Genomic DNA, 20,961 nt, shown 5'->3' with positions numbered 1-20,961 from the left:
GACATCCTTTTTATAGAAAAGGCTGCTAGTTTTGTCCTCTTTACTCTATTTCATTCACCCAAACGGTCATTTCCCCAGGCGTGCGATTATCCCATGCATAATAAGGAATGGCTTTTATTATTGTCGGCTTCATTTTAGGCCTTTCATTTTTATATAAACTTTCTTCCCAACCGGATTCATCATAATATAAAGCGTTTCCTTGAATGGTCGCAATGCCATTTAGTAAATCTTCCTCATACTCAATTTGCAGTGGGGCCTCTTTCTCTAAAAATATTCGATGAAGAGGTACATCATGGTCTGCACCTTCTATACAATAAACGAGCGGCCCTCTTTGTAAGGCAGTTCTTCCGATATTTTCCCGAATATTAGGATGTGCATAGATTCTAGTCACTGACATGGCAAATTCAATATTCACCATGTCTTCAGTATTCCAAATTCTTTCAATCGATAAATACCCTTTTTCTAAATCTCTTTCCTTATAGTCCAACACTTTTCCATTTACCTTAATGATTGCCTGATCGCACCACCCAGGAATTCGCAGTTTCAAAGCAAATTGTGCTGATTGTTCCATATTAGGGGTGATCGTTATTGCTGGATCCCACGGGTAATTCGTTGTTTGTGTTAAGGTTACGGACTGATTCTTCATCTTCAATTTCGATTGACTCGCTGTATACAGATGCACGTGGATGTTTCCATCATCGTATGAATAGACATATTGCCCTAAAGATGCTAGCAATCTTGCAATATTTGGTGGGCAGCATGCTACTCCAAACCATTCTCGGCGATGAATATCCCCCTCACTTTCCAATGGATTGACGTAAAAAAAGCGCTTTCCATCTAATGAAATGCCACTCATCACGCCATTATAAAGAGCACGTTCCATCAGATCGGCATATTTGCGGTCACAATCCAGTTGCAACATCCGATGATTCCATAAAACCACTCCCACCGCTGCACATGTTTCTGCATACGATCTATTCGGCAAATCATATGCCTTTGCAAAACCTTCATTCTCGCCAGAGGATCCAATTCCACCTGTAATATACATTTTCTTTGTATACATATTTTCCCATAACCTAATACAAGCTTGAAGCAGTGATGAATCATCCATTTCATAGGCTAAATCCGCCATGGCTGAGTATAAGTACATCGCTCGCACCGAATGCCCTGTCACTTCAGTTTGTTCTCTGACAGGTTTATGGGATTGATTATATTCCTTTCGATCTCCAAAGTGATCAGCGATATGGCCAAAGTACCCTGAATTCCCCCTCTGTTTTTCTTCCAATTCAAAGTAATGGGGATCCTGCCCTCTTTCATCTACGAAAAACTGGCTTAATTTTAAATATCTCTCTTCATCAGTTGCCCGATAAAGCTTTACAAGCGCTAATTCAATCTCTTCATGCCCAGGATAACCACGAATCTGTCCGGGATCCCCACCAAAGACTGAATCAATATAATCCGCATATTTGCATACGATATCAAGAAGTGTTCGTTTATTGGTTGCGCGATAATGAGCGACCCCCGCCTCAATCAAATGCCCTGCACAATACAGTTCATAAGCATCCCTTAAATCTGTCCATCTATCATTCGGCTTTACAACGGTGAAGTAAATATTTAAATAGCCATCAGGTTGTTGGGCACTGGCAATAACTTCAATCACTTCATCAATAAGTGCCTCCAATTCCGGATCTGGATGTGTCGCTAGACTATAACTTGCAGCCTCAATCCACTTCGCTATATCTGAATCCCAAAAAGGATGTGGTTCAGGTTGATCTCCTGGCTTCCACTGTAGATGAAACGCTTCAATTCTCCCTGTCGTTTTACATTGTTCATATTGAAATGGTATAGTACGTTCCCGATTGATTTTTATTCTTGGCGCCCAAAAACGATCTTTAAAAATCACTTTTTCGTGATCGATTGGCTTCACCTTTTGTACTTTTGTGCTTTTCATGCCACAACCTCCAATTGGAAAATCAATGAAATGGTTACTTAACTCCGGTAGTCTTATTTGATTTCAATGTGCTTTCACTATGTTCCGCCCTGGATTCGCTTACTGTTCTTTTAAACTTCGGCCACCTTTCTTTTTTTCTTTGCTATGATTACTTGCATTTTTCATGCCAAAAGAAAAATAGAGGGAAATAGCAATCCACTCCATCTATCCTAAAGAATAAAATTTCTATATGAACCCTTTTTAAAAAAGGAAATAATCAAAAGAGGACTACAAATTTGTACACATAAACTTTTTTATTCTAAACTATTTGACAGCTTATTTTTCAACCATTCTTTTATACGTTGATAAGGATCAAAAAAAGAAAGGAATGTAGTTAGTTTGCTTGCCTACACTCCCTTCCAATAAATCTCATCTTTTTATGTTTGTATATACATTCTTATTGACCATCCGCAAGCCGAAAACCCGCCTTACTCTCCCCCGAGGATGGGCTTGGAATTTTACAGTTATACGACTACTATCTTTGTAAAACTTTGGAGGAATAACATAGTTGACATTATAAAACCTAGATGTCTCATGAAAACCTTCGGTTGGTTGTACCGTTAAATGATTGTCATTAATAAAAATATCAAATTCCGTTTCTCTTCTTTGTAATTCTTTTGCATGGGTGATGACCAACATCATTTCTTCTTGATGATCTACCTTCAGATCAAAGGAAAACCATCCCCCACCATAAGCCGTCCTACTATTCCTACTTTGCAAGGCACCAACCCGTGTATTGTCCCCATCAAAATGATGGTCACGTTCTGGTTGCATTTCCCCAGGCTGAACATAATCGATTGTTGCCTTTTCTAGAATATTCATCTGTTTTCGAGCATGAAGATAATCCTTTTGACGCTTTTCCCATTCTTCTTGCGTAAACAAATCCCAGTAAACCGAATACATTTTATCATGCATGCGGTAGAACGGATAAAGTTCAATATCTCTTGGATAACCCGCTTGAACCGTTCGGAAAGTATTTGTTTTTTCCTGTACAGGCTGAATCCATCCAGATAAGGATTTTCCTTCAGGGATTAAGACAGGTGTATACAAAAAGTCAGTTGCTTCCGGATCACCCAACGGACCCAATTCCCCGGCAAGTACGAGCGGTCCATACATAATGGCGACTCTCTTCGGATTATCCGGCATCCTTTCGAGACGCAATGTCATCGGAATCTTAATTTCCACTCTATCATTATTATCCCAGACTCGTTCAATCTCAATAAAACTTCCGGGTTGGGAGTTCGTTTCATACCGTTCATCGTTTATTTTGATTAAAATACCTTGTTCTGCCCAATAGGGGTAACGGATATTCATGGTGAATTTTTCAGGCTTCGTACATTGTACGCGGATATGAATATCATTTTCTTCTGGATATTCTGTTTCCTGAATTACTTTCACTCCTTTATCACTCCAATTAAGAGCAGATGGAATATATTGATTCACATATAATTGGTCTCCATTATGGAAGTAAATGCTATTTCCATAGCTCGCATGATTTTCCATTCCGGTGCCAACACAACATGTAAAATGATCAAACTTATGGTTATAATCCTTGTACCCTCCCATATCCAATGACAAAAAATAGGTGACTCCTCCTTCTAGTGGATCTTGAGAAGCTAGTATATGGTTAAAGAGGGCCCTTTCATAATAATCGGCTGCTTTTGTAGAGCGATTCCATTCAAATAAATGTTTCGTCAGTTTTAACATATTATACGTATTACAGGTTTCGGTCGTATGAGGGCCAAGGCGATCATTAAGCTGATCTGAGGCACCAAAATATTCTTCAAAACTATGCCCACCAGTAACGTAAGAATGATGATCAACAACCTGTTCCCAAAAGAATTCAGCTGTCTCTTTCCGTTTCATATCATTCGTTAATTCATATTCTCTTGCAAGACCGATAATCTTAGGAATTTGTGTATTAGCATGTCTTCCTGACAAACTATCTTCCTGCTCAGAAAGTGGGTCAAGAATCTGCTTATGCCAAAATCGTTGAGCAAGATACAAATATTTCTCATTTCCTGTATCAGCATATAAATCGACCAACACCTCATTTATTCCGCCAAACTCACATTCCATTACTTCTTGCATTTGCTCCTCATCCAGTTTTGAAAATATAGAATCGAGCCAGTCAGCTAATTTAATAGCGATGTTAAGAGCTTTGGTATTCCCAACAAGATGCAATGAATCACGTAAACCAGCAAATGACTTATGGATAGTATAAAGGGGTGCCCATAAACCATTTAGATCAAAACCTTTTGATTCAATCTTCCCCTCTGAAACTTGTTGGAACACTTCTTTCGCATTTGGAATACCTGAAACATAGCCATCGCCATGGGCTTCTTGACATTCACTAAGTTCATCCACAATATAATCGACCCGTGTTTTGAATCGGTGATCATCTAACGAGGCATAAAGCATCGCACAAGCGGATAAATAATGACCAAGTGTATGCCCTGATAAGCTCATCGCTTCCCAACCTTCATACTGAGGCGCCTTTGCTTCCAGGCCGGCATACTCTCTAAATCTAGCTAATAATCGATCTGGTTCAAGTTGAAGTAAATAATCTCGATTCAACTCCATCGCATGTTTAAAAGGTCCACCCAACACTTTGACATCTTTCAAATGAAAAGGTTTTGCCATCGTTTCAATTCTCATTTCTAGCATCATTAGGTCCCCCTTGTAAATTCAATATGAGCGCTTAGAATTACATCTATTTCCGATCCTTCTTTTAAAGGATGATAAGGTCTCGTGGTGACTTCGTTAATATTTCATTTCCGTCTTGTTTAATGAATAGATCGTCTTCAATTCTGACGCCACCTAAATCCGGAAGATAAATACCCGGTTCTACTGTAATGACCATACCTGTTTGGATAACTTGAGTCGATTTTGGTGATAAAAATGGATCTTCATGAATCATTAACCCAATACCATGGCCTGCTCCATGACCGAAATAGTCTCCGTAACCTTGTTGTTCAATGAAATCACGAACGATCGCATCGGCTTGTTTTGCAGACATTCCATATTCGATTGTAGCTGTACATTGTAACAATGCATCTAGAACAATCTGATAAATTTCTTTTAATTTTGGATGAGGCTCTCCAACGGCAACCGTTCTCGTCATGTCTGACCGGTATCCCTCATATAATGCACCAAAATCAAGTGTGACCATATCCCCTTTTTCAATCACTTTTTCACTGGCAACACCATGTGGGAGGGCTGAACGGGATCCAGATGCGACAATAATGATAGAGGAATTGGATGTCGCCCCATTTTTTCGCATACAAAATTCCAACTCATTTGCAACCTCAATCTCGGTTACACCTGGACGAATAAAGTTTAAAATATGCTCAAACGCCAAATCGGCAATTGAAGCTGCTTTCCGCAGTTTTTCAACTTCCATTTCTGTCTTGACCAAACGAAGACTTTCAACAATATTGGTCGTTGGACAAAGTTCCACATCGACTTTCTCTTTTAATTGTAAATAAAAATCATAGGTGACAAAATTTGACTCAAATCCAAACTTCCCCATATTTTCGCTTTTCACAAGCTGAACGATTGTGTCCATCATAGAAGCGGACTGACCACAAATATTGATTTCATAACCTGTGATTTGTTCATGAGCTTGTTTGTCATAACGGAAATCTGTCAAAAAAATCGCTTTTGTACGTGAAATAATGACAACTCCTGATGTCCCTGTAAAGTTCGTTAAATAGCGAACATTTTCCGGCTTACTAATAAGAATTCCATCAATTTGAAGCTTTTCGAGCAGTTTTCTCATCTTCTCTAACATTGACATCAAATTCCTCCTTCGCTTATTATTTTTTAATACTCTCCACTTATAAACATGCAAGTCTTATGCCAATTATGGAAAATGAACGATTCCGTCCAATTTTTTGATTCCACCATCAATCTTACTAAACAAATACATGGGCATAATTATTGTGCAAAACTGTATAGAATATTGTATAGTATAGAAAAATGTCCGAAGATTTGGTTATTTAGGTATAGATCCAGAGAGGAGGTAAAAAAATGGAACTAGGTTTATTTCAAAAACAAACAACTAACTTGGTCATGACGACAGAACTAAGACAAGCTATTGCTTTATTACAGTATTCAACGATGGAATTAACACAATTTATCCAAGAACAGGCATTGGAAAATCCGCTTATTGAGTTAGAGGAAAAGAAACAAAAGTTACAGATAGAGGAAACCTATGAGGTTCCAAGAAGAAATTCCATAAGAAATAATGAATCGCTAAGTGCATTAGATTTTGTTGCAGAGGAAAAAGCTGGAGTAGCAGAAAGTCTATTAGAACAGGTCCAATGGTTAGACATATCCACAAAAGATCGTTCTATATTAAAGTTTTTAATCCTTAGCTTAGACGCCAACGGATATTTAACGATTAGTAGTCGAGAGGTAGCCTCTCATCTATCGATTGCAGAGACAACTGTTGAAAGGAATATTAAAAGATTACAAGCTTTGGAGCCAATAGGCGTAGGTGCAAGAAACTTAAAAGAATGCTTGCTTTTACAATTGAAAGTCTACTATCCTGAAAAAGAATTAGCCGCAAAAGTAATAAGTGATCATCTTGAAATATTTGCTCATAAAAAATGGCAAGAGCTTGCACAGAAATTACGTGTTTCGTTAAATGACATTAAAGATGTTGCAAATTGTATCCAAACACTCCAACCTAAGCCTTGTATCGGGATTGAGTATGGTCCGACAAGATACATGGTTCCTGATATTACGATCGTAAAAGAGAATGATGAATATATCGTCTCTTTAAATGACAATTTTCTACCAGGGATTCGGTTGAACACAACCTATAAAGACATATTATCTCGAAGTAATGAAACCGCTCACTATTTCCATAAAAAATATAACCAATATAAATGGCTGATTAGAAGTATCGAACAACGCCGGGATACATTGTTGAAAATTGCTGCTGTTCTTGTCGATAAACAAAAGGAATTTTTGGATCATGGCTTTTGTATGTTACAACCCTTAACATTAAAGGACATCGCCTATGCAATTAACATGCATGAATCTTCCGTTAGTCGGGCCGTAAAAAACAAAGTGATTCAAACTCCGAAAGGGACGTTAGAAATGCAGCGGTTATTTACATCCAAATTAAAAGTCGAGGACGGTGGCCATACCTCCTCAACAAAAGTGAAAATCCTAATTAAAACCATCATTGAGAAGGAGAATAAACAAAAGCCCCTATCAGATCAAAAAATAGCCGAACATTTATATAATCATGATAAAATTACTATTTCCAGGCGGACAGTCGCCAAATATAGAGAAGAATTAAACTTACCATCTTCAAGTAAACGAAAGGAATTTGTTTAAAAATAGGAAAGGGCCTCCACATGCGTAGATGCCCTTTCCTTGTCACCGTAGATTCACCCAAATACTTTTTACTTCTGTATAGTTATCCAATGCATAGCTACCCATTTCTCTTCCTATCCCAGATTGCTTATAGCCACCGAATGCAGCTGCTGGATTTTCAAGGTTATAATCATTAATCCAAACGGTTCCAGCTTTCAGGCGATGGGCCACATGATGGGCACGTTTAACATCCGCTGTCCATACACCCGCTGCTAAACCGAATGCACTATCATTTGCCCTTTTGATCACCTCTTCGGTTGTATCAAAGGGAAACACGGTAACGACCGGACCGAAGATTTCCTCTCGCGCAATCGTCATATTATCCCCCACATCAGCAAATACCGTAGGAGTAATAAAATACCCTTTATCAAAGGCCTTTTTGCCTCCTGTCACTAATCTGGCACCTTCCTTAATCCCTTTTTGTATATAGCTCAATACCCGGTTACATTGTTCCTTCGACACTAATGGTCCCATTTCTGTTGTGGGATTTAAACCTTCCCCCAATTTCACCTTTCTTGACTTGTCAGCCAATTTGGCAACTACCTCATCATAATGTGTCCGATGAACATAAACACGGGACCCAGCACTACAGTTTTGGCCATGATTATACATTATTCCTTGAAAGGCACCTTCAATCGCTTTATCAATATCAGCATCTTCAAAAATAATATTCGGTGACTTTCCTCCGAGTTCCAGTGTCACATGTTTAACCGTTTTAGCGGCCTCACGCATAATTTCTTTCCCGACAACTGTTGAACCTGTAAAGGCAACCTTATCGATATCTTGATGTCTGACGATAGCAGCACCGGCCGTTTCTCCAAACCCGGGGACAAAATTGACCACTCCATCAGGAAAACCAGCTTCTTTAAACAATCTTGCCGCATACAGTACCGAGAGTGGCGTTTGTTCAGCTGGTTTTAAAACGACTGTACAGCCTGTTGAAAGCGCTGCCCCTAATTTCCATGTCGACATTAATAGAGGGAAATTCCATGGAATTATCTGACCGACAACCCCTACCGGTTCATGCGTTGTATAATGTAAAAAATCGGGGAGTATCGGGGTCGTTTGCCCCAATACCTTCGTTGCCCAACCGGCATAATAACGAAAATGTTCGACAGTCCCGGGGATATCATCTTCCAAGGCCACAGAATACGGTTTACCATTATCCAATGCTTCCAGCTGGGCCAGTTCCTCCTTATTTTCCTCGATGAGATCAGCCAATTTATAAATTAGGTAGGACCGTTCAGCCGCACTTAATCGGGGCCACTCTCCTTCTTCAAATGCCCGTCGGGCCGCCTGTACTGCCTGATGGATATCAATTTCTTCCGCCTCACTTACTTCAGCAATAACTTCTTCTGACGCTGGGTTGGTTACAGCAAATGTCTTTCCGGAGATTGCTGGAACAAATTCACCATTTATATATAAGGGGATCTCGCCAGCCAGAAATTCTATTACTCTAGGTTTTAACTCGATATTTGTGGTAATCACTTATATCCACTCCTTTTCATTTTCCAAGACTACTAGACTTTCTAAAATGTTTTGAAGCTTGGTATCTTCTTCCGTTGAAAGGGGGAGCCTAGGTTTTCGAGATGGTCCACCAGCAAGTCCTTGTAACTCCATTGCTCGTTTGACAATCTGCACATACTTTCCTGATTCCTCTAAAAAACAGCAAAGTGGCAAAAGGGTATCGTATATCTTCCAAGCAACCTCTAATTTGTTTTTTTGAACCATATCAAATAAATCAGTCACCAGTCGCGGAGCAATATTTCCTGCAACTGAGATCCAGCCTGTCGCCCCCACTAAAAATGATTCCAATGCAAGATCATCCGCTCCACAAAAAGTATAAATATACTGGCTTCCTTGTTTTGAAAGATCGCGAACCTTACGAATGTCTCCACTTGACTCTTTCACATGTGTAATATTCTCGATCTCACGTCCAAGTTTTAAGATTAAATCAGTGCTCATATTCAGCCCTGAGGTATACGGATTATTATAAATCATAACAGGGAAGGCAACAGAGCTTGCAACCGTTTTAAAATGTTCATAGAGTTCATTTTCTTTTGGATGGGCATAGTAAGAATTAATGAGCAAAGCGGCATCTGCCCCAACAGATTCTGCTTGCCTCGTATACATAACGGCATCGTTCGTTGTTTCAGCCGCTGTCCCAACAATCAATGGAATACGCCCATTTACTTGTTCTGTCGCAATTTCCGCCACACGGAAACGCTCTTCTTTCGTTAAACTCACAAATTCACCTGTACTCCCATTCACGACAATACCAGCTACTTGATTTTGAATAAAATGTTCAATATTCTGTTTCAAACCGGACCAATTGATCTCACCATTCTGCTCCATCGGTGTAATCAATACAGGAAATACCCCTTCCAATTTCTTCATTTAACCCAATTCCCTTCGTATAAATTGGTTGATATTTTTCTGCCCATTTCCTAGGAGTGACTATTTTAGTAAAAAGCCTTCCTCAAATGGATCTCGATGATCATAAATAAACTCGTGTGTACCAGTAATAAACCCTCTTGTTTCGACAAAAAAGCGATTGGTTGTATCAGCTATCTTATGTGCAGTCAAGGAACTTGAAAATATACTTTCATTTATAAGCGAATCGATTTCCTTCTTTGCTGCCAATTTTGTCAAAATGGCAAATGTGCTATCAATCCCCGGAGAACGAACAATACTTCCATCTTTTGCAAATGTTAGGGAACGAACTTTATTGGATAAACCAGATAAGGTTTCATATAAAATTACCCCATCCATTTGAACATTCGCAGTCCTTATCCTCCCCGTAATTGCCGTTCCCCATTTTTGTAAGGGGATCATTTGCTCAAGTTGAATGGCAGGAATATCGCGAGGTAACGGAAAAATTAAATAGTGACGGTTCCCATCAACAGTTACAACACTGAATTCTGCACGTTCCTCTAAAAGAACACATTTTTCACTTTCAACCGAGACAGAGGTGACAGACTTGTTTTCAACGATCGCCTCTACTTGATAAATACCATTAAGCGTTTCAATCTTATATTGATTCATATTATTTTTTTCAAGATTACCAGTTTCCAACAACGCCGTTACCGTAGCTATTAATCCACTATAGTTAAATGGAGTATCCTCATCATGGTCCAAAAAAAGAAGGGCAAAATCAGCTACTTCGGATGTAGTGACGATACAACCATTCATACCAAGATGTCCTCTAGGTTCATTTAATAAAAAATGTTTTTCTCTTTTATATTCTTCCTCCAAGAATCGGTAATTTTCCATGAGATCTTTTTTCTTTAGCTTTATAGGTGAATGAATAATAATTCGGAATGCTTCACCACATACATGGGTATCGATCGTAAAAATAATTTTATCAACATTCATTTATTCACCTTCTATCAATATTTTTTCATAGGGGGTATTAGTAAATATCCTTCCTTTAATGGATCTTCCTCTTGATAAAAAAAACGATGCATCCCCATTATCCATGCTGATCCCGTTATTTCGGTAACCACTGCATGGGTGGTGTTCACCTTTGTTGTCTGAAGCACCTTTGCCTTGAATAATGATCCGACAATACTTTCATGAATAAACGATTCATTCATTTGGATTTCACCTTTATGAAACATGGTTGCAATCTTTGCCGATGTCCCCGTCCCACAAGGGGAACGATCAATTCCACCAGGGGGAACAACAACAGTGTTTTTCGCATTGGCATCAGGATGGATAGGATCAGAATAAAACTCGATATGGGTCAGCCCTTTAATAAACGAAATTTCGGGATGGATCACTTCTTCGGTTGCATTGATTGCATTGCGAATCATGATTGCCTTCTCGATAATGTTTGATGCATTTTCTGTCGTTAAATGTAAGTTGATTTTGCGGGCATCAATGATTCCATAAAAATTCCCTCCGTACGCAATATCGCATTCCACCTCTCCAATTCCATCCACATATAATTGGAGAGATTTTAAAAAGAAAGAAGGAACATTTGTAAACGAAGCTTCCTCAGCAGTCCCATCTACTACCTTTATCTTTACTTCTATCAATCCAGCCGGTGTGTCTATTTTTATATAGGTATAAGGCTCCGTCACATCGATTAAACCTGCCTCAATTAAAGCTGTACAGCAACCAATCGTATCATGACCACACATAGGTAAATAACCACCGGTTTCGATATAAATTACACCAATATCTGCATCAGGGTGACATGGTTCAACTAATAAAGCTCCTGACATTACATCATGTCCCCGCGGTTCATTCATCAAAAATTTCCTGATCCAATCATAATGTTTTTCCATATAAAGCATTTTTTCAGCCATTGTGTTGCCGCGAAGAAAAGGAAGTCCACTAATTAATGTTCTAGTCGGATTCCCACCCGTATGTGTATCAATCGTTGTAAACACGCGTTGACAATTCATGTATGGATCACCCCTTTCTTAAATCGGTCATTCCGGAGTGGATGAAGCGGCACGGACGTTTCCTTCTCGTTCAATATTTCCTCCATTAATTTTCCAGTGATGGCTGCGAGCGAAATTCCATCCCCTTCATGACCAGCTGCGATGTAAAAACCCGGAACCTCTTTTACCGGTGAAATAATTGGCAAATGGTCTTCTGTCCATGGGCGTAATCCAGCATAGGTTCTGATTACTGTCATATCAGCTATTTTCGGATAAAATCTTAATGTTCGTTTTGCCATCAGTTTCGTTACTTCCTGATTGACTTTTACATCAAATCCGCAAAACTCACGACTGCTTCCAATTAAAAAATTTTGGCTTTCAGTCGGCTCAAACACTAGGGCAATCCCGTATTTTTCAAGGAGTGGTTCGACAGCTCTTTCTCCACCAAATTTTGACAGAAGGTAACCGAACTCCATTACCTTTCTCAAGCCAACAGGTTGTTGTCTTGATGCTACAATCAATTGACCTTTTCGCGGCTTGATTGGGATAGTGACATTCAACATTTCACCGATTACGGGTGCCCATATTCCACATGCATTTACAACCCTATTGGCCGCAAACATTTGCTTACTCGTTTCAATAACAAATTGTTTCTCAGCATTTTTGTAGATATGTTTGACCTCTGTGTTTGTATGAATTTTTGCACCTAAACGTTTGGCACCGTCCAACAAGGAATATGTCAACATATATGGATTCACCGTTGAATCTGTTTTACACTCAAGTCCACCCAGTAAGTCATCGGCAAAATATCGAGATTCATTTCGCAAATCTTGTTGATCTAACATTCGGAATTCCAGCCCCGCGGCTTGTTGTTTCGCAACCCATTGATGAGCGGCTTCCATTTCCAACTCAGTTTCGCATACTAAAATACTACCCGGATTACGGTATTCAAAGGGAATCTCTAATTCCTTGCTTAATTCATGAACAAGTTGTTGACTCTTCAAAGACATTTGACTGTCAAATCCAGGGTCTTTATCAATAGCTAGAATATTGCCATCACACCGAGAGGAGGTACCACTTGCCAATTCATTTTTTTCCAAAATGGTGATATCTAGTCCCCCTTTCACCCCATAGTAGGCAATGGCTGCCCCAATAATGCCCCCTCCAATCACAACAACATCACAATGAGTCGTCCTTATAATGCATTCACCCTTTCTGATCATTTAAAGAAATATAATGCAATTATTATGCCAACCCAACACTTCCATTTTTTTGAAGAATTGCATTTTTGACGCAAGCATGTCAAAATATTTTTAAGATTGTCAATAAACTTATACAATGAAAGGGGATTCTTATGTTCTTATTACAAAATGAGTTGATGGATTTTATTTCTACTAATATGATCGTTCTAGAAAAAGATCACAAGGACATTGAACAATTTGTATACGAAAAGACAACATCCCATCCAGAAACTAAAATATTTCTTCGCAAGAAAAATAGTGTGAATTTTATAAAATGTGACAAAAATCACCAGCTCATTAGTCTAAAATGTAAAACGATCGCCGCATCATTAAATATACAAGAATTAATTAGCCTATTTGGGAATAACAAACAACATGAGGATTCACCGGTCATTGTCGTGAAAGAAAATAATACCATTAGCGGTTTTATTCATATTAACAATTTCTTGTCCACACTTTTCTATAAATATCAAAAACTAGATGTCTTCTTCCAAACGGTATTAGACACCATTGATACATCTTGTACAGTAATAGATCAAGAGAAAAAGGTATTAGTATGGACAAAAGGAGCAGAAAAAATATTTTCCATTAAAGCGGAAGAAATTCTCGGTAAAATCATCACAGATTTCTTCCATCAGGAAGATTTGGAGATCATTACAACACTTGAACAAGAAACGTCAGAAAATTCCAAACAACATTATGCAAGGAACAATTTAATTGTTTTAATTAACTCAAATCCAGTACGATTAAATGGACAGACGATCGGTGCTGTTGTTTCAGAAACGGATATTACAAGCCAGGTTCGGATGAATCGTGAATTATTTACCATATCCGAGAAAATGATTAAACTTGAAAGGGAAATGAAAGCCCATTCACATATAGATAATCCCTTTATACATATAAAAGGGAACAGCCTTCCTCTAAAGGAAGCAATCAATAAAACCATTAAAGCAGCCACAACACCAGCCAATATTTTGATTCTCGGAGAGAGTGGTGTTGGTAAAGAACTGTTTGCAAAAGCGGTACATGATCTAAGAGAACAAAAAAACGCACCATTTGTTCCCATCAATTGTGGTGCTATTCCATCAGCCCTTTTTGAAAGTGAATTGTTTGGTTACGAAAAAGGTGCTTTTTCGGGAGCTGATCATAAGGGAAAAAAGGGAAAAATAGAACTTGCTAAAAATGGCACTCTGTTTTTGGATGAAATCGGAGAAATGCCAATGGAGATGCAGGTGAAGTTGTTAAGAGTTCTTCAAGAAAAACGCTTTTTTCCTGTCGGGGGCACAAAAGAAATTGAAGTTGATTTTAGAGTTGTTGCTGCAACCAATCGAGATTTATTAAAAAGAATCAATGAGGGAAGTTTTCGGGAGGACCTATATTATCGATTAAATGTGGTCAGTTTAGATATCCCTCCATTAAGAAAACGAATTGAGGATGTGATTGAACTAACCCATTACTTCCTATATGAGTTCTCTGTCAAATACCATCGGCCGGTCCACGGGATCTCACAAGAGGTTATACAAGCACTACTGCAGTACCAATGGCCCGGAAATATTCGAGAATTGCGGAATGTCGTCGAAAGACTTGTTGTTTTTTCGGAAAATGGGGAACTAAATATTACAGACTTACCATTTTACGATGAAAATATCTCCGGTTCAGAAAAGAACAAAGCAAATGAACACCTAGCTTTAAATCAGAGATTACAACGTTATGAAAAGGAAATTATTCTCAATGAGCTGGAGAATACAAAAGGAAATAAACTATTATGCGCTCAAAACCTACATATTTCTCGCGCTACACTCTATAATCGTATGAATAAATTAGGTATACACGAATAATATTATGGGGCAGTCCAGAAAGACGTATTTTCGACTTATGGATGCCCCCTTTCATGTTTCAAAACCTTTATATATCAACATTCCCAATTATTCCGCTTGAGGAAACTCCCACTTTTTTGGAGAGCCTCTTTATCCGTTTGGCCCGAAACTTGCATAATAACATAATGAAAAATACAAATCTTCTTCAATTGGGGTGTTCTATTTTGGAAAATAATTCATTCATTATCTGTAGATGTGAGGAAGTTTCCTATCAAAAACTTTTAGAAACCGTGACTAGCTTTCATTGTTCTCCTAGAGAGTTAAAACTACGGACTAGAGCTGGAATGGGGTATTGTGGAGGAAGAGTCTGTCGAACATTGATTGAAGAAATTGCCCATTCAATCAATCCTAGGAAAAACGGGATTCCTTTAAAATATCAACCCCCGATAAGACCAATAAGTTTTGGTGAATTAGGTGGTGGAAATAATGACGAATAGAATACTTGATCATCCTGTATTAGCTAAGATTGAGGAACAACCAGAAATTACCTTTATTTTTAATAATCAAAAATTCACAGCAAGAAAAGGAGAAACACTCGCGGCAGCCTTATTAGCCAATGGAATCCGTCGTTTACGTGAACATGAAGAAAGTGGAGCCCCAAGAGGTATTTATTGCAATATCGGTCATTGTTATGAATGCCGACTTACTGTAAATGGAAAGACGGGCGTAAGAGCCTGTTTAACCTTAGTCAAAGAAGGTATGGTTGCTGAAAGTATAATGAAGTTACCAACTCCACTCAAGAAATGTGGTATTCATCATGAATGAGGTAATCATCATAGGTGCTGGTCCCGCAGGTTTGTCAGCAGGGATTGTATGTGCGAAATATGGACTAAAGGTACTTATTCTTGATGAATTTATGTATGCAGGTGGTCGACTTTTAGGTCAATTATATCAGGAACCTAATGGAATATGGTGGAATGGAATAGAAGAATCAAAAAAATTAACTGAAGAGGCAATTCGCCTTGGTGTGGATATTCGATTAAATACATCAATTTATAATATAGAAAAAAACGGAAAACTGTGGGATGTTTATACAGAGGAAAATGTTTTTCAAACCCCCTCTCTACTACTTGCTACTGGTGCAGCGGAAGCTCCCATATCCATACCAGGATGGACTTTACCAGGAGTGATGTCCATTGGCGCAGCACAAGTCATGACAAATGTACACCGAGTGAAACCTGGGAAGAAAGGGATTATCATAGGGATTAATATTCTTTCCACTGCTATAGCCAATGAGTTACAATTGGCTGGAGTAGAAATACGCGCCCTTACATTACCTAAGCGAACTAAACTGACGGAAAAATCCGCTAACCCAAGCAATACCCTTGATTCCCTTACACAGTTATCCCACTTAGCGCCAGATAAATTTATTCAATTATCCGGGAAACTTTTGAAAATAGATTTTTTCAAAAAAATGGTTCTTACACTTTATCCAAAAAAAGGGATGAAAGTATCTGGAATTCCATTCCAGTTAAAAAAAGCTGTGATCGATATTTACGGAGAAAATTCAGTGGAAGGTGTAACGATTGCAAGTATCGACCGGAAAGGTACAGTGATTCCCAATAGCGAAAAGCAAATAGATGTTGACTTTGTTTGTATTGCTGGTGGCCTTTATCCCCTAGCAGAACTTGCAGCGCTTGCCGGATGCCCATTTTATTACATAGAGGAACTGGGTGGCTATGTTCCCCTTCACAATGAAAAAATGGAGACAACGGTTGAGGGTCTATTTGTAGCTGGTAATATTACAGGTATTGAAGGTGCGAAGGTAGCAATCGCACAAGGTACAACTGCTGGATTAACCATTGTTCATAAATCCGGAGTAAACGTGGAAAAGAGACTTCAAGATTCCATCAAAAAAATCAATGAAACAAGAGAAAATGCCCTTATACAATTCCACCCCAACATCGCACAAGGAAGGCAAAAGGTCCTTCAAGAGTGGGAAAAATATCAATTTATTTAATCAGGTCACAAGATTTCTTCACAATAACAGTTGCTAGAATTGATCAGTAGCTTTTTGTTTCTAAACTTTTCCAAGTTATCAATAAAAAGATGCAACTTCCCCTGACTTTGCCAAACAGCGGGAAGTTACTTCTTTTTATTAGCAATTATGCGACAGTTACAATTTTATAATGCTAAACACCTTTCTCCATAGTTACAGATAGTTCCGTAGGTAATTTGACATCTCCTATTTTATACAGTCTCCATTCGCAGCTTCGTTCTGACCCACATCCTGCAGGCCTTCGACAAATAAAATGTTCTGAGACACGAAAAATTCTGTTTTGACTTTTTTGGACAGCTATCTTTTTCAGAGCACTTCACCTAGTACAATGCCAGAGATGCTTGCTCCCCGCTGCTTACAGCACATTGAACCACCACAAGATAAACTAAAAACAGATAGCATCGAGGCTCCCCGAAACTATCTGTTCTTCACATTAACTATTGCTGCTTTCTAACTTTTTATTTTCTTTACGCATTTGTTTAAAGTACCATGCAAACAATAAGATATATACCACTAACGCTAGTATAGAAAAGCCTATTAGTTTCATGTCCATTGTATCAACAGCTTTTCCAAACAAAATGGCGAGCATTTTCTCAATCGGATCGGAGTCTACCGAGGAGATTAAGGCATTAGAAGATAATCCCTCTGGGAAATTCCCCATTGCTTTCGAGGTTTTCGAAACAAACTCCGCAATCAAAGTGGCTCCCCACAAAAACAATGGAATTAAGATCGGCCCGATGATTGTCATACGCACAACTCTACCTCGTGTAACAATTAATAGGGCTGGTGCTAACACAGTTAACAATATTCCACCTAGTGGAAGGACTGTGTTTCCTGGGAGGAATATTGCTACAACAAGTAGAATAGGCGCTAAAATATTGGCTACAGCCCATAGTTCAGCTCTTGTAGCTAAAATCGGCCAGTCAATTCCGATGAGTAATTTTCGACCACTGAACCGTTTTGACTCATTCCTGGTCGTCAACGTCTTTGCGGAGGGAGATTTCAATCCACGCACTCATGAAGAGTGCGACAACCTTAAAAACCTAGAAGTAAATGACGTTATTATATTTCAATCCACGCACTCATGAAGAGTGCGACTGTGTTCATCTAATCACCCCTTGTGTTCCAAAATGCATTTCAATCCACGCACTCATGAAGAGTGCGACCTTCCAACTCTTTACATGGCCACCTATCCCGTCAGATTTCAATCCACGCACTCATGAAGAGTGCGACAGGCTATCCATACTCCTATCACAAGGATGACGTCAATTTCAATCCACGCACTCATGAAGAGTGCGACACAACTCTTGTGCTAGTTCTTCTTGACTTAAACCAATTTCAATCCACGCACTCATGAAGAGTGCGACTCTCTAAATACCGAGAATGAGGGTATAAAAATAAATTTCAATCCACGCACTCATGAAGAGTGCGACGCAGCTGTAGCGAGAGGAACAATCGCTATTATAATTTCAATCCACGCACTCATGAAGAGTGCGACAATAAATATTGATCCAAACGAATTAGCTAGGATTATTTCAATCCACGCACTCATGAAGAGTGCGACGCCAAAACCCAGCTACAAGCGCAAGGTACCAAAAAATTTCAATCCACGCACTCATGAAGAGTGCGACAACTGCAAAGCATTCAGGGGCGAACGTTGACACATTTCAATCCACGCACTCATGAAGAGTGCGACACTTCTTGTTTCGATTCTGCTTGGATTTGTTGTTCATCATTTCAATCCACGCACTCATGAAGAGTGCGACACAATATTCTTAATTTAGCTAAATAAGGCAAAATATTTCAATCCACGCACTCATGAAGAGTGCGACAAAGGATCCTTGCTTTGACACTGTTTGGATAACTGATTTCAATCCACGCACTCATGAAGAGTGCGACTCATGATCGTTAATATAGTTGATTGTCTTATTACATTTCAATCCACGCACTCATGAAGAGTGCGACTGTGTAGCTTCATTATATTTAGCACTGTTATTTTATTTCAATCCACGCACTCATGAAGAGTGCGACAACTGATTTGGCGTCTATATAGGTAACAGATATAATTTCAATCCACGCACTCATGAAGAGTGCGACAGCGTCCGTTTTCCAAGCTGATCCATCAATACTTTGCACAGTTGAAAGTGCGAACCTCCGTATGCAAGAGCAGCTTTGTTTATATGTTCAATTTCCATATATCTGACAAATGCCTAATTCCCCTGCTAGATCAAGGGATGAGTTAATGATTTGGGAAAGTGCGGATCTACTAGGCTTTCTATGTGCGCTTCAGGTTCGCACCATGATAAAAAAGATACTAGTAAATGAATTGTGATTCTTCTTTCTTTCAAAATACATTTTATACTTTTAACAGCGTAGTTCATGAACCCTTGCTTCTATTTTTAGATTAAATCCATCATATCAAATCAATCAATGTTAATGAACTATTTTATCTACATTTTTATTCAAAAACTGAAGCAGGATATGGCGACCTTATCCATTTTTCTTCTTTCAAGAATGTGCGCCCTTCAAGTCCCACAAAAGGTTTGATACGGAATTTTGGATGGCTTCGGTAAAGTTGTATATTTTTCTTGTTCAGGAGTATAGGCATATGGATCAGCAAGAGCTTGAAGCAATTCCTCCATTACGTGGAGATCTCGTTCTTCCACTGCTGCATCTAATGCCTCCTCGACCAAATGGTTACGCGGGATAATAGAGGGATTACTTTTTTTCATCAAAGCACGTGAATCTTCCTCTGATTTCGTCTGTTTCTCCCGGCGTGTTTTCCATTGCTCAAACCATTTTGTAAACTTCGGATCCTTACATCCTGTAATCTTATCTATTTGATCAAGCGTTAATGCGCGAAAAGTATTCGTGAAGTCTGCTTGCTGTTCTTCCATCCATTTTAATAAACGTTCAACCAATTCTGCATCCTCTGGCTCTTCGTTAAATAAACCAAGTTTCTCTCGCATTCCTTGGAGCCATTGTTGTTCATATATTTTTGTAAAATGCGGCATTTCCTGTTGCGCAATTTCTATGGCCATTTCCTGATTTTCATGCAGTAATGGCAACAGACTTTCAGCAAACCGGGCAACATTCCACCCAGCCATATATGGCTGGTTTCCATATGCGTAGCGTCCTTGTTGATCAATGGAACTGAAGACAGTAGCAGGGTCATATGTATCCATGAATGCGCATGGACCATAATCAATCGTCTCTCCACTGATCGTCATATTGTCCGTGTTCATCACCCCATGAATAAAGCCAATTAACTGCCATTTTGCGATTAAACGAGCTTGACGTTCCATAACCGCTCGAAGTAAGGAAAGATACGGTTGCTTTTCCTGCCGTAATTCAGGATAATGACGTTCCAGCGCATAATCAGCCAATGCCCGAAGCTCTTCTTCCCCTTGCAAATGAGCGGCATATTCAAATGTGCCCACACGCAAATGGCTTGACGCGACCCGCGTTAAAATTGCTCCTGGTAAGGGCGTTTCTCGATACACCGGTTCCCCCGTGACGACCACTGCTAAACTACGAGTAGTTGGAATGCCCAAAGCATGCATCGCCTCACTGATAAGGTATTCTCGTAGCATTGGTCCGAGAGCCGCTCGACCGTCACCACCACGTGAATACGACGTGCGTCCTGCTCCCTTCAATTGAATATCTACTCGCTCTCCCTTGGGAGTGATCTGCTCCCCTAAGAGAACCGCACGGCCATCCCCTAACATCGTAAAATTCCCAAACTGGTGTCCAGCATACGCCTGTGCAAGTGGTATAGCACCTTCTGGGATTTCATTACCTCCGAAAACCGCTGTTCCATCCCCATCCATTAGAGCTTCTACCTGTAAACCAAGAGAATTGGCTAAAGAAGCATTTAAAAAAACTAAGCCTGGTTCTTCAACAGAAGTTGGCCTTTGCCTTGTATAAAAAGTCTCTGGCAATCGAACATAGCTATTATCAAAATTCCATCCCATTGCTTGATTCATTGTATCCTTCCTTCCTGTTGGGGCCTGTCCCCCAACTTGGTAACGCGTTAACAAATTGGGGGACAGGCCCCATATATATGTTTACC

15 protein-coding genes and 1 CRISPR repeat array are annotated in these 20,961 nt (G+C 39.3%); of the genes, 5 read left to right on the top strand and 10 right to left on the bottom strand.

The window, feature by feature from the left end:
• Nucleotides 1–40: 40 nt before the first annotated feature.
• The 3 genes from IPU53_RS19520 to IPU53_RS19510 form a co-directional block, all read right to left on the bottom strand.
• Nucleotides 41–1,951 carry a glycoside hydrolase family 127 protein gene (locus tag IPU53_RS19520; RefSeq protein WP_207452671.1) on the bottom strand — a complete coding sequence of 637 codons (1,911 nt, stop codon included), beginning with the start codon at nucleotides 1,949–1,951 and terminating at the stop codon, nucleotides 41–43.
• Nucleotides 1,952–2,359: 408 nt separating this feature from the next.
• Complete coding sequence (locus tag IPU53_RS19515) at nucleotides 2,360–4,660, bottom strand: glycoside hydrolase family 127 protein (RefSeq protein WP_242698437.1); 2,301 nt, start codon at nucleotides 4,658–4,660, stop codon at nucleotides 2,360–2,362.
• 61 nt (nucleotides 4,661–4,721) lie between these two features.
• Nucleotides 4,722–5,789: a M24 family metallopeptidase gene (locus IPU53_RS19510; RefSeq protein WP_207452670.1), complete on the bottom strand. Its 1,068-nt coding sequence runs from the start codon at nucleotides 5,787–5,789 to the stop codon at nucleotides 4,722–4,724.
• Nucleotides 5,790–6,022: 233 nt separating this feature from the next.
• On the opposite strand from IPU53_RS19510, the gene rpoN reads away from it, so the two are divergent.
• Nucleotides 6,023–7,342: an RNA polymerase factor sigma-54 gene (gene rpoN, locus IPU53_RS19505; protein ID WP_207452669.1), complete on the top strand. Its 1,320-nt coding sequence runs from the start codon at nucleotides 6,023–6,025 to the stop codon at nucleotides 7,340–7,342.
• A 42-nt stretch (nucleotides 7,343–7,384) separates the two neighbouring features.
• Here rpoN and IPU53_RS19500 read toward each other — a convergent pair whose 3' ends face one another.
• From IPU53_RS19500 to IPU53_RS19480, 5 genes are read right to left on the bottom strand one after another with little or no spacing between them, the layout of a single operon-like run.
• Complete coding sequence (locus tag IPU53_RS19500; RefSeq protein WP_207452668.1) at nucleotides 7,385–8,869, bottom strand: aldehyde dehydrogenase family protein; 1,485 nt, start codon at nucleotides 8,867–8,869, stop codon at nucleotides 7,385–7,387.
• Complete coding sequence (gene dapA, locus IPU53_RS19495) at nucleotides 8,870–9,778, bottom strand: 4-hydroxy-tetrahydrodipicolinate synthase (protein ID WP_207452667.1); 909 nt, start codon at nucleotides 9,776–9,778, stop codon at nucleotides 8,870–8,872.
• Between the two features lie 60 nt (nucleotides 9,779–9,838).
• Nucleotides 9,839–10,756, bottom strand: coding sequence for a proline racemase family protein (locus IPU53_RS19490; protein ID WP_207452666.1), 918 nt, complete (start codon nucleotides 10,754–10,756; stop codon nucleotides 9,839–9,841).
• Between the two features lie 14 nt (nucleotides 10,757–10,770).
• Nucleotides 10,771–11,793: a proline racemase family protein gene (locus IPU53_RS19485; RefSeq protein WP_207452665.1), complete on the bottom strand. Its 1,023-nt coding sequence runs from the start codon at nucleotides 11,791–11,793 to the stop codon at nucleotides 10,771–10,773.
• A complete protein-coding gene (locus IPU53_RS19480; RefSeq protein WP_207452664.1) occupies nucleotides 11,790–12,995 on the bottom strand; it encodes an NAD(P)/FAD-dependent oxidoreductase in 1,206 nt (401 codons plus the stop codon). Before IPU53_RS19480 ends, IPU53_RS19485 begins: the two co-directional genes overlap by 4 nt.
• A 131-nt stretch (nucleotides 12,996–13,126) precedes the next feature.
• On the opposite strand from IPU53_RS19480, the gene IPU53_RS19475 reads away from it, so the two are divergent.
• The 4 genes from IPU53_RS19475 to IPU53_RS19460 all read left to right on the top strand — a co-directional run bounded on the left by IPU53_RS19475 (nucleotide 13,127) and on the right by IPU53_RS19460 (nucleotide 16,850).
• Nucleotides 13,127–14,851, top strand: coding sequence for a sigma-54 interaction domain-containing protein (locus tag IPU53_RS19475; protein WP_242698436.1), 1,725 nt, complete (start codon nucleotides 13,127–13,129; stop codon nucleotides 14,849–14,851).
• Between the two features lie 200 nt (nucleotides 14,852–15,051).
• Nucleotides 15,052–15,327 carry a (2Fe-2S)-binding protein gene (locus IPU53_RS19470; RefSeq protein ID WP_207452706.1) on the top strand — a complete coding sequence of 92 codons (276 nt, stop codon included), beginning with the start codon at nucleotides 15,052–15,054 and terminating at the stop codon, nucleotides 15,325–15,327.
• A complete protein-coding gene (locus tag IPU53_RS19465) occupies nucleotides 15,317–15,655 on the top strand; it encodes a (2Fe-2S)-binding protein (protein ID WP_207452663.1) in 339 nt (112 codons plus the stop codon). Before IPU53_RS19470 ends, IPU53_RS19465 begins: the two co-directional genes overlap by 11 nt.
• The gene (locus tag IPU53_RS19460; RefSeq protein ID WP_207452662.1) at nucleotides 15,648–16,850 is read left to right on the top strand and encodes an NAD(P)/FAD-dependent oxidoreductase; all 1,203 of its coding nucleotides are present in this window, start codon (nucleotides 15,648–15,650) and stop codon (nucleotides 16,848–16,850) included. Before IPU53_RS19465 ends, IPU53_RS19460 begins: the two co-directional genes overlap by 8 nt.
• A gap of 472 nt (nucleotides 16,851–17,322) precedes the next feature.
• Here IPU53_RS19460 and IPU53_RS19455 read toward each other — a convergent pair whose 3' ends face one another.
• Together IPU53_RS19455 and IPU53_RS19450 are read right to left on the bottom strand one after the other, a co-directional pair.
• Nucleotides 17,323–17,871 carry a hypothetical protein gene (locus IPU53_RS19455; protein WP_313886534.1) on the bottom strand — a complete coding sequence of 183 codons (549 nt, stop codon included), beginning with the start codon at nucleotides 17,869–17,871 and terminating at the stop codon, nucleotides 17,323–17,325.
• 17 nt (nucleotides 17,872–17,888) lie between these two features.
• Nucleotides 17,889–18,986: direct repeats of the CRISPR family, unit length 32 nt; unit sequence ATTTCAATCCACGCACTCATGAAGAGTGCGAC.
• Between the two features lie 428 nt (nucleotides 18,987–19,414).
• Entirely contained in the window at nucleotides 19,415–20,875 is a 1,461-nt protein-coding gene (locus IPU53_RS19450) for a protein adenylyltransferase SelO (protein ID WP_207452661.1), read from the bottom strand.
• Between the last annotated feature and the right edge of the window lie 86 nt (nucleotides 20,876–20,961).

This window comes from Bacillus sp. SD088, assembly GCF_017355205.1.
GTDB lineage: Bacteria > Bacillota > Bacilli > Bacillales > Bacillaceae_C > Lederbergia.
Note: the sequence above shows the minus strand (reverse complement) of the source record. Positions and strands in the feature narration are given on the sequence as shown.

What these genes read in the sequence shown, in the direction of transcription:
- IPU53_RS19520 (WP_207452671.1), bottom strand. Translation starts at nt 1,951, where the DNA reads ATGAAAAGCACAAAAGTACAAAAGGTGAAGCCAATCGATCACGAAAAA.
- IPU53_RS19515 (WP_242698437.1), bottom strand. Translation starts at nt 4,660, where the DNA reads ATGATGCTAGAAATGAGAATTGAAACGATGGCAAAACCTTTTCATTTG.
- IPU53_RS19510 (WP_207452670.1), bottom strand. Translation starts at nt 5,789, where the DNA reads ATGTCAATGTTAGAGAAGATGAGAAAACTGCTCGAAAAGCTTCAAATT.
- rpoN (WP_207452669.1), top strand. Translation starts at nt 6,023, where the DNA reads ATGGAACTAGGTTTATTTCAAAAACAAACAACTAACTTGGTCATGACG.
- dapA (WP_207452667.1), bottom strand. Translation starts at nt 9,778, where the DNA reads ATGAAGAAATTGGAAGGGGTATTTCCTGTATTGATTACACCGATGGAG.
- IPU53_RS19490 (WP_207452666.1), bottom strand. Translation starts at nt 10,756, where the DNA reads ATGAATGTTGATAAAATTATTTTTACGATCGATACCCATGTATGTGGT.
- IPU53_RS19485 (WP_207452665.1), bottom strand. Translation starts at nt 11,793, where the DNA reads ATGAATTGTCAACGCGTGTTTACAACGATTGATACACATACGGGTGGG.
- IPU53_RS19480 (WP_207452664.1), bottom strand. Translation starts at nt 12,995, where the DNA reads ATGATCAGAAAGGGTGAATGCATTATAAGGACGACTCATTGTGATGTT.
- IPU53_RS19475 (WP_242698436.1), top strand. Translation starts at nt 13,127, where the DNA reads ATGTTCTTATTACAAAATGAGTTGATGGATTTTATTTCTACTAATATG.
- IPU53_RS19465 (WP_207452663.1), top strand. Translation starts at nt 15,317, where the DNA reads ATGACGAATAGAATACTTGATCATCCTGTATTAGCTAAGATTGAGGAA.
- IPU53_RS19460 (WP_207452662.1), top strand. Translation starts at nt 15,648, where the DNA reads ATGAATGAGGTAATCATCATAGGTGCTGGTCCCGCAGGTTTGTCAGCA.
- IPU53_RS19450 (WP_207452661.1), bottom strand. Translation starts at nt 20,875, where the DNA reads ATGAATCAAGCAATGGGATGGAATTTTGATAATAGCTATGTTCGATTG.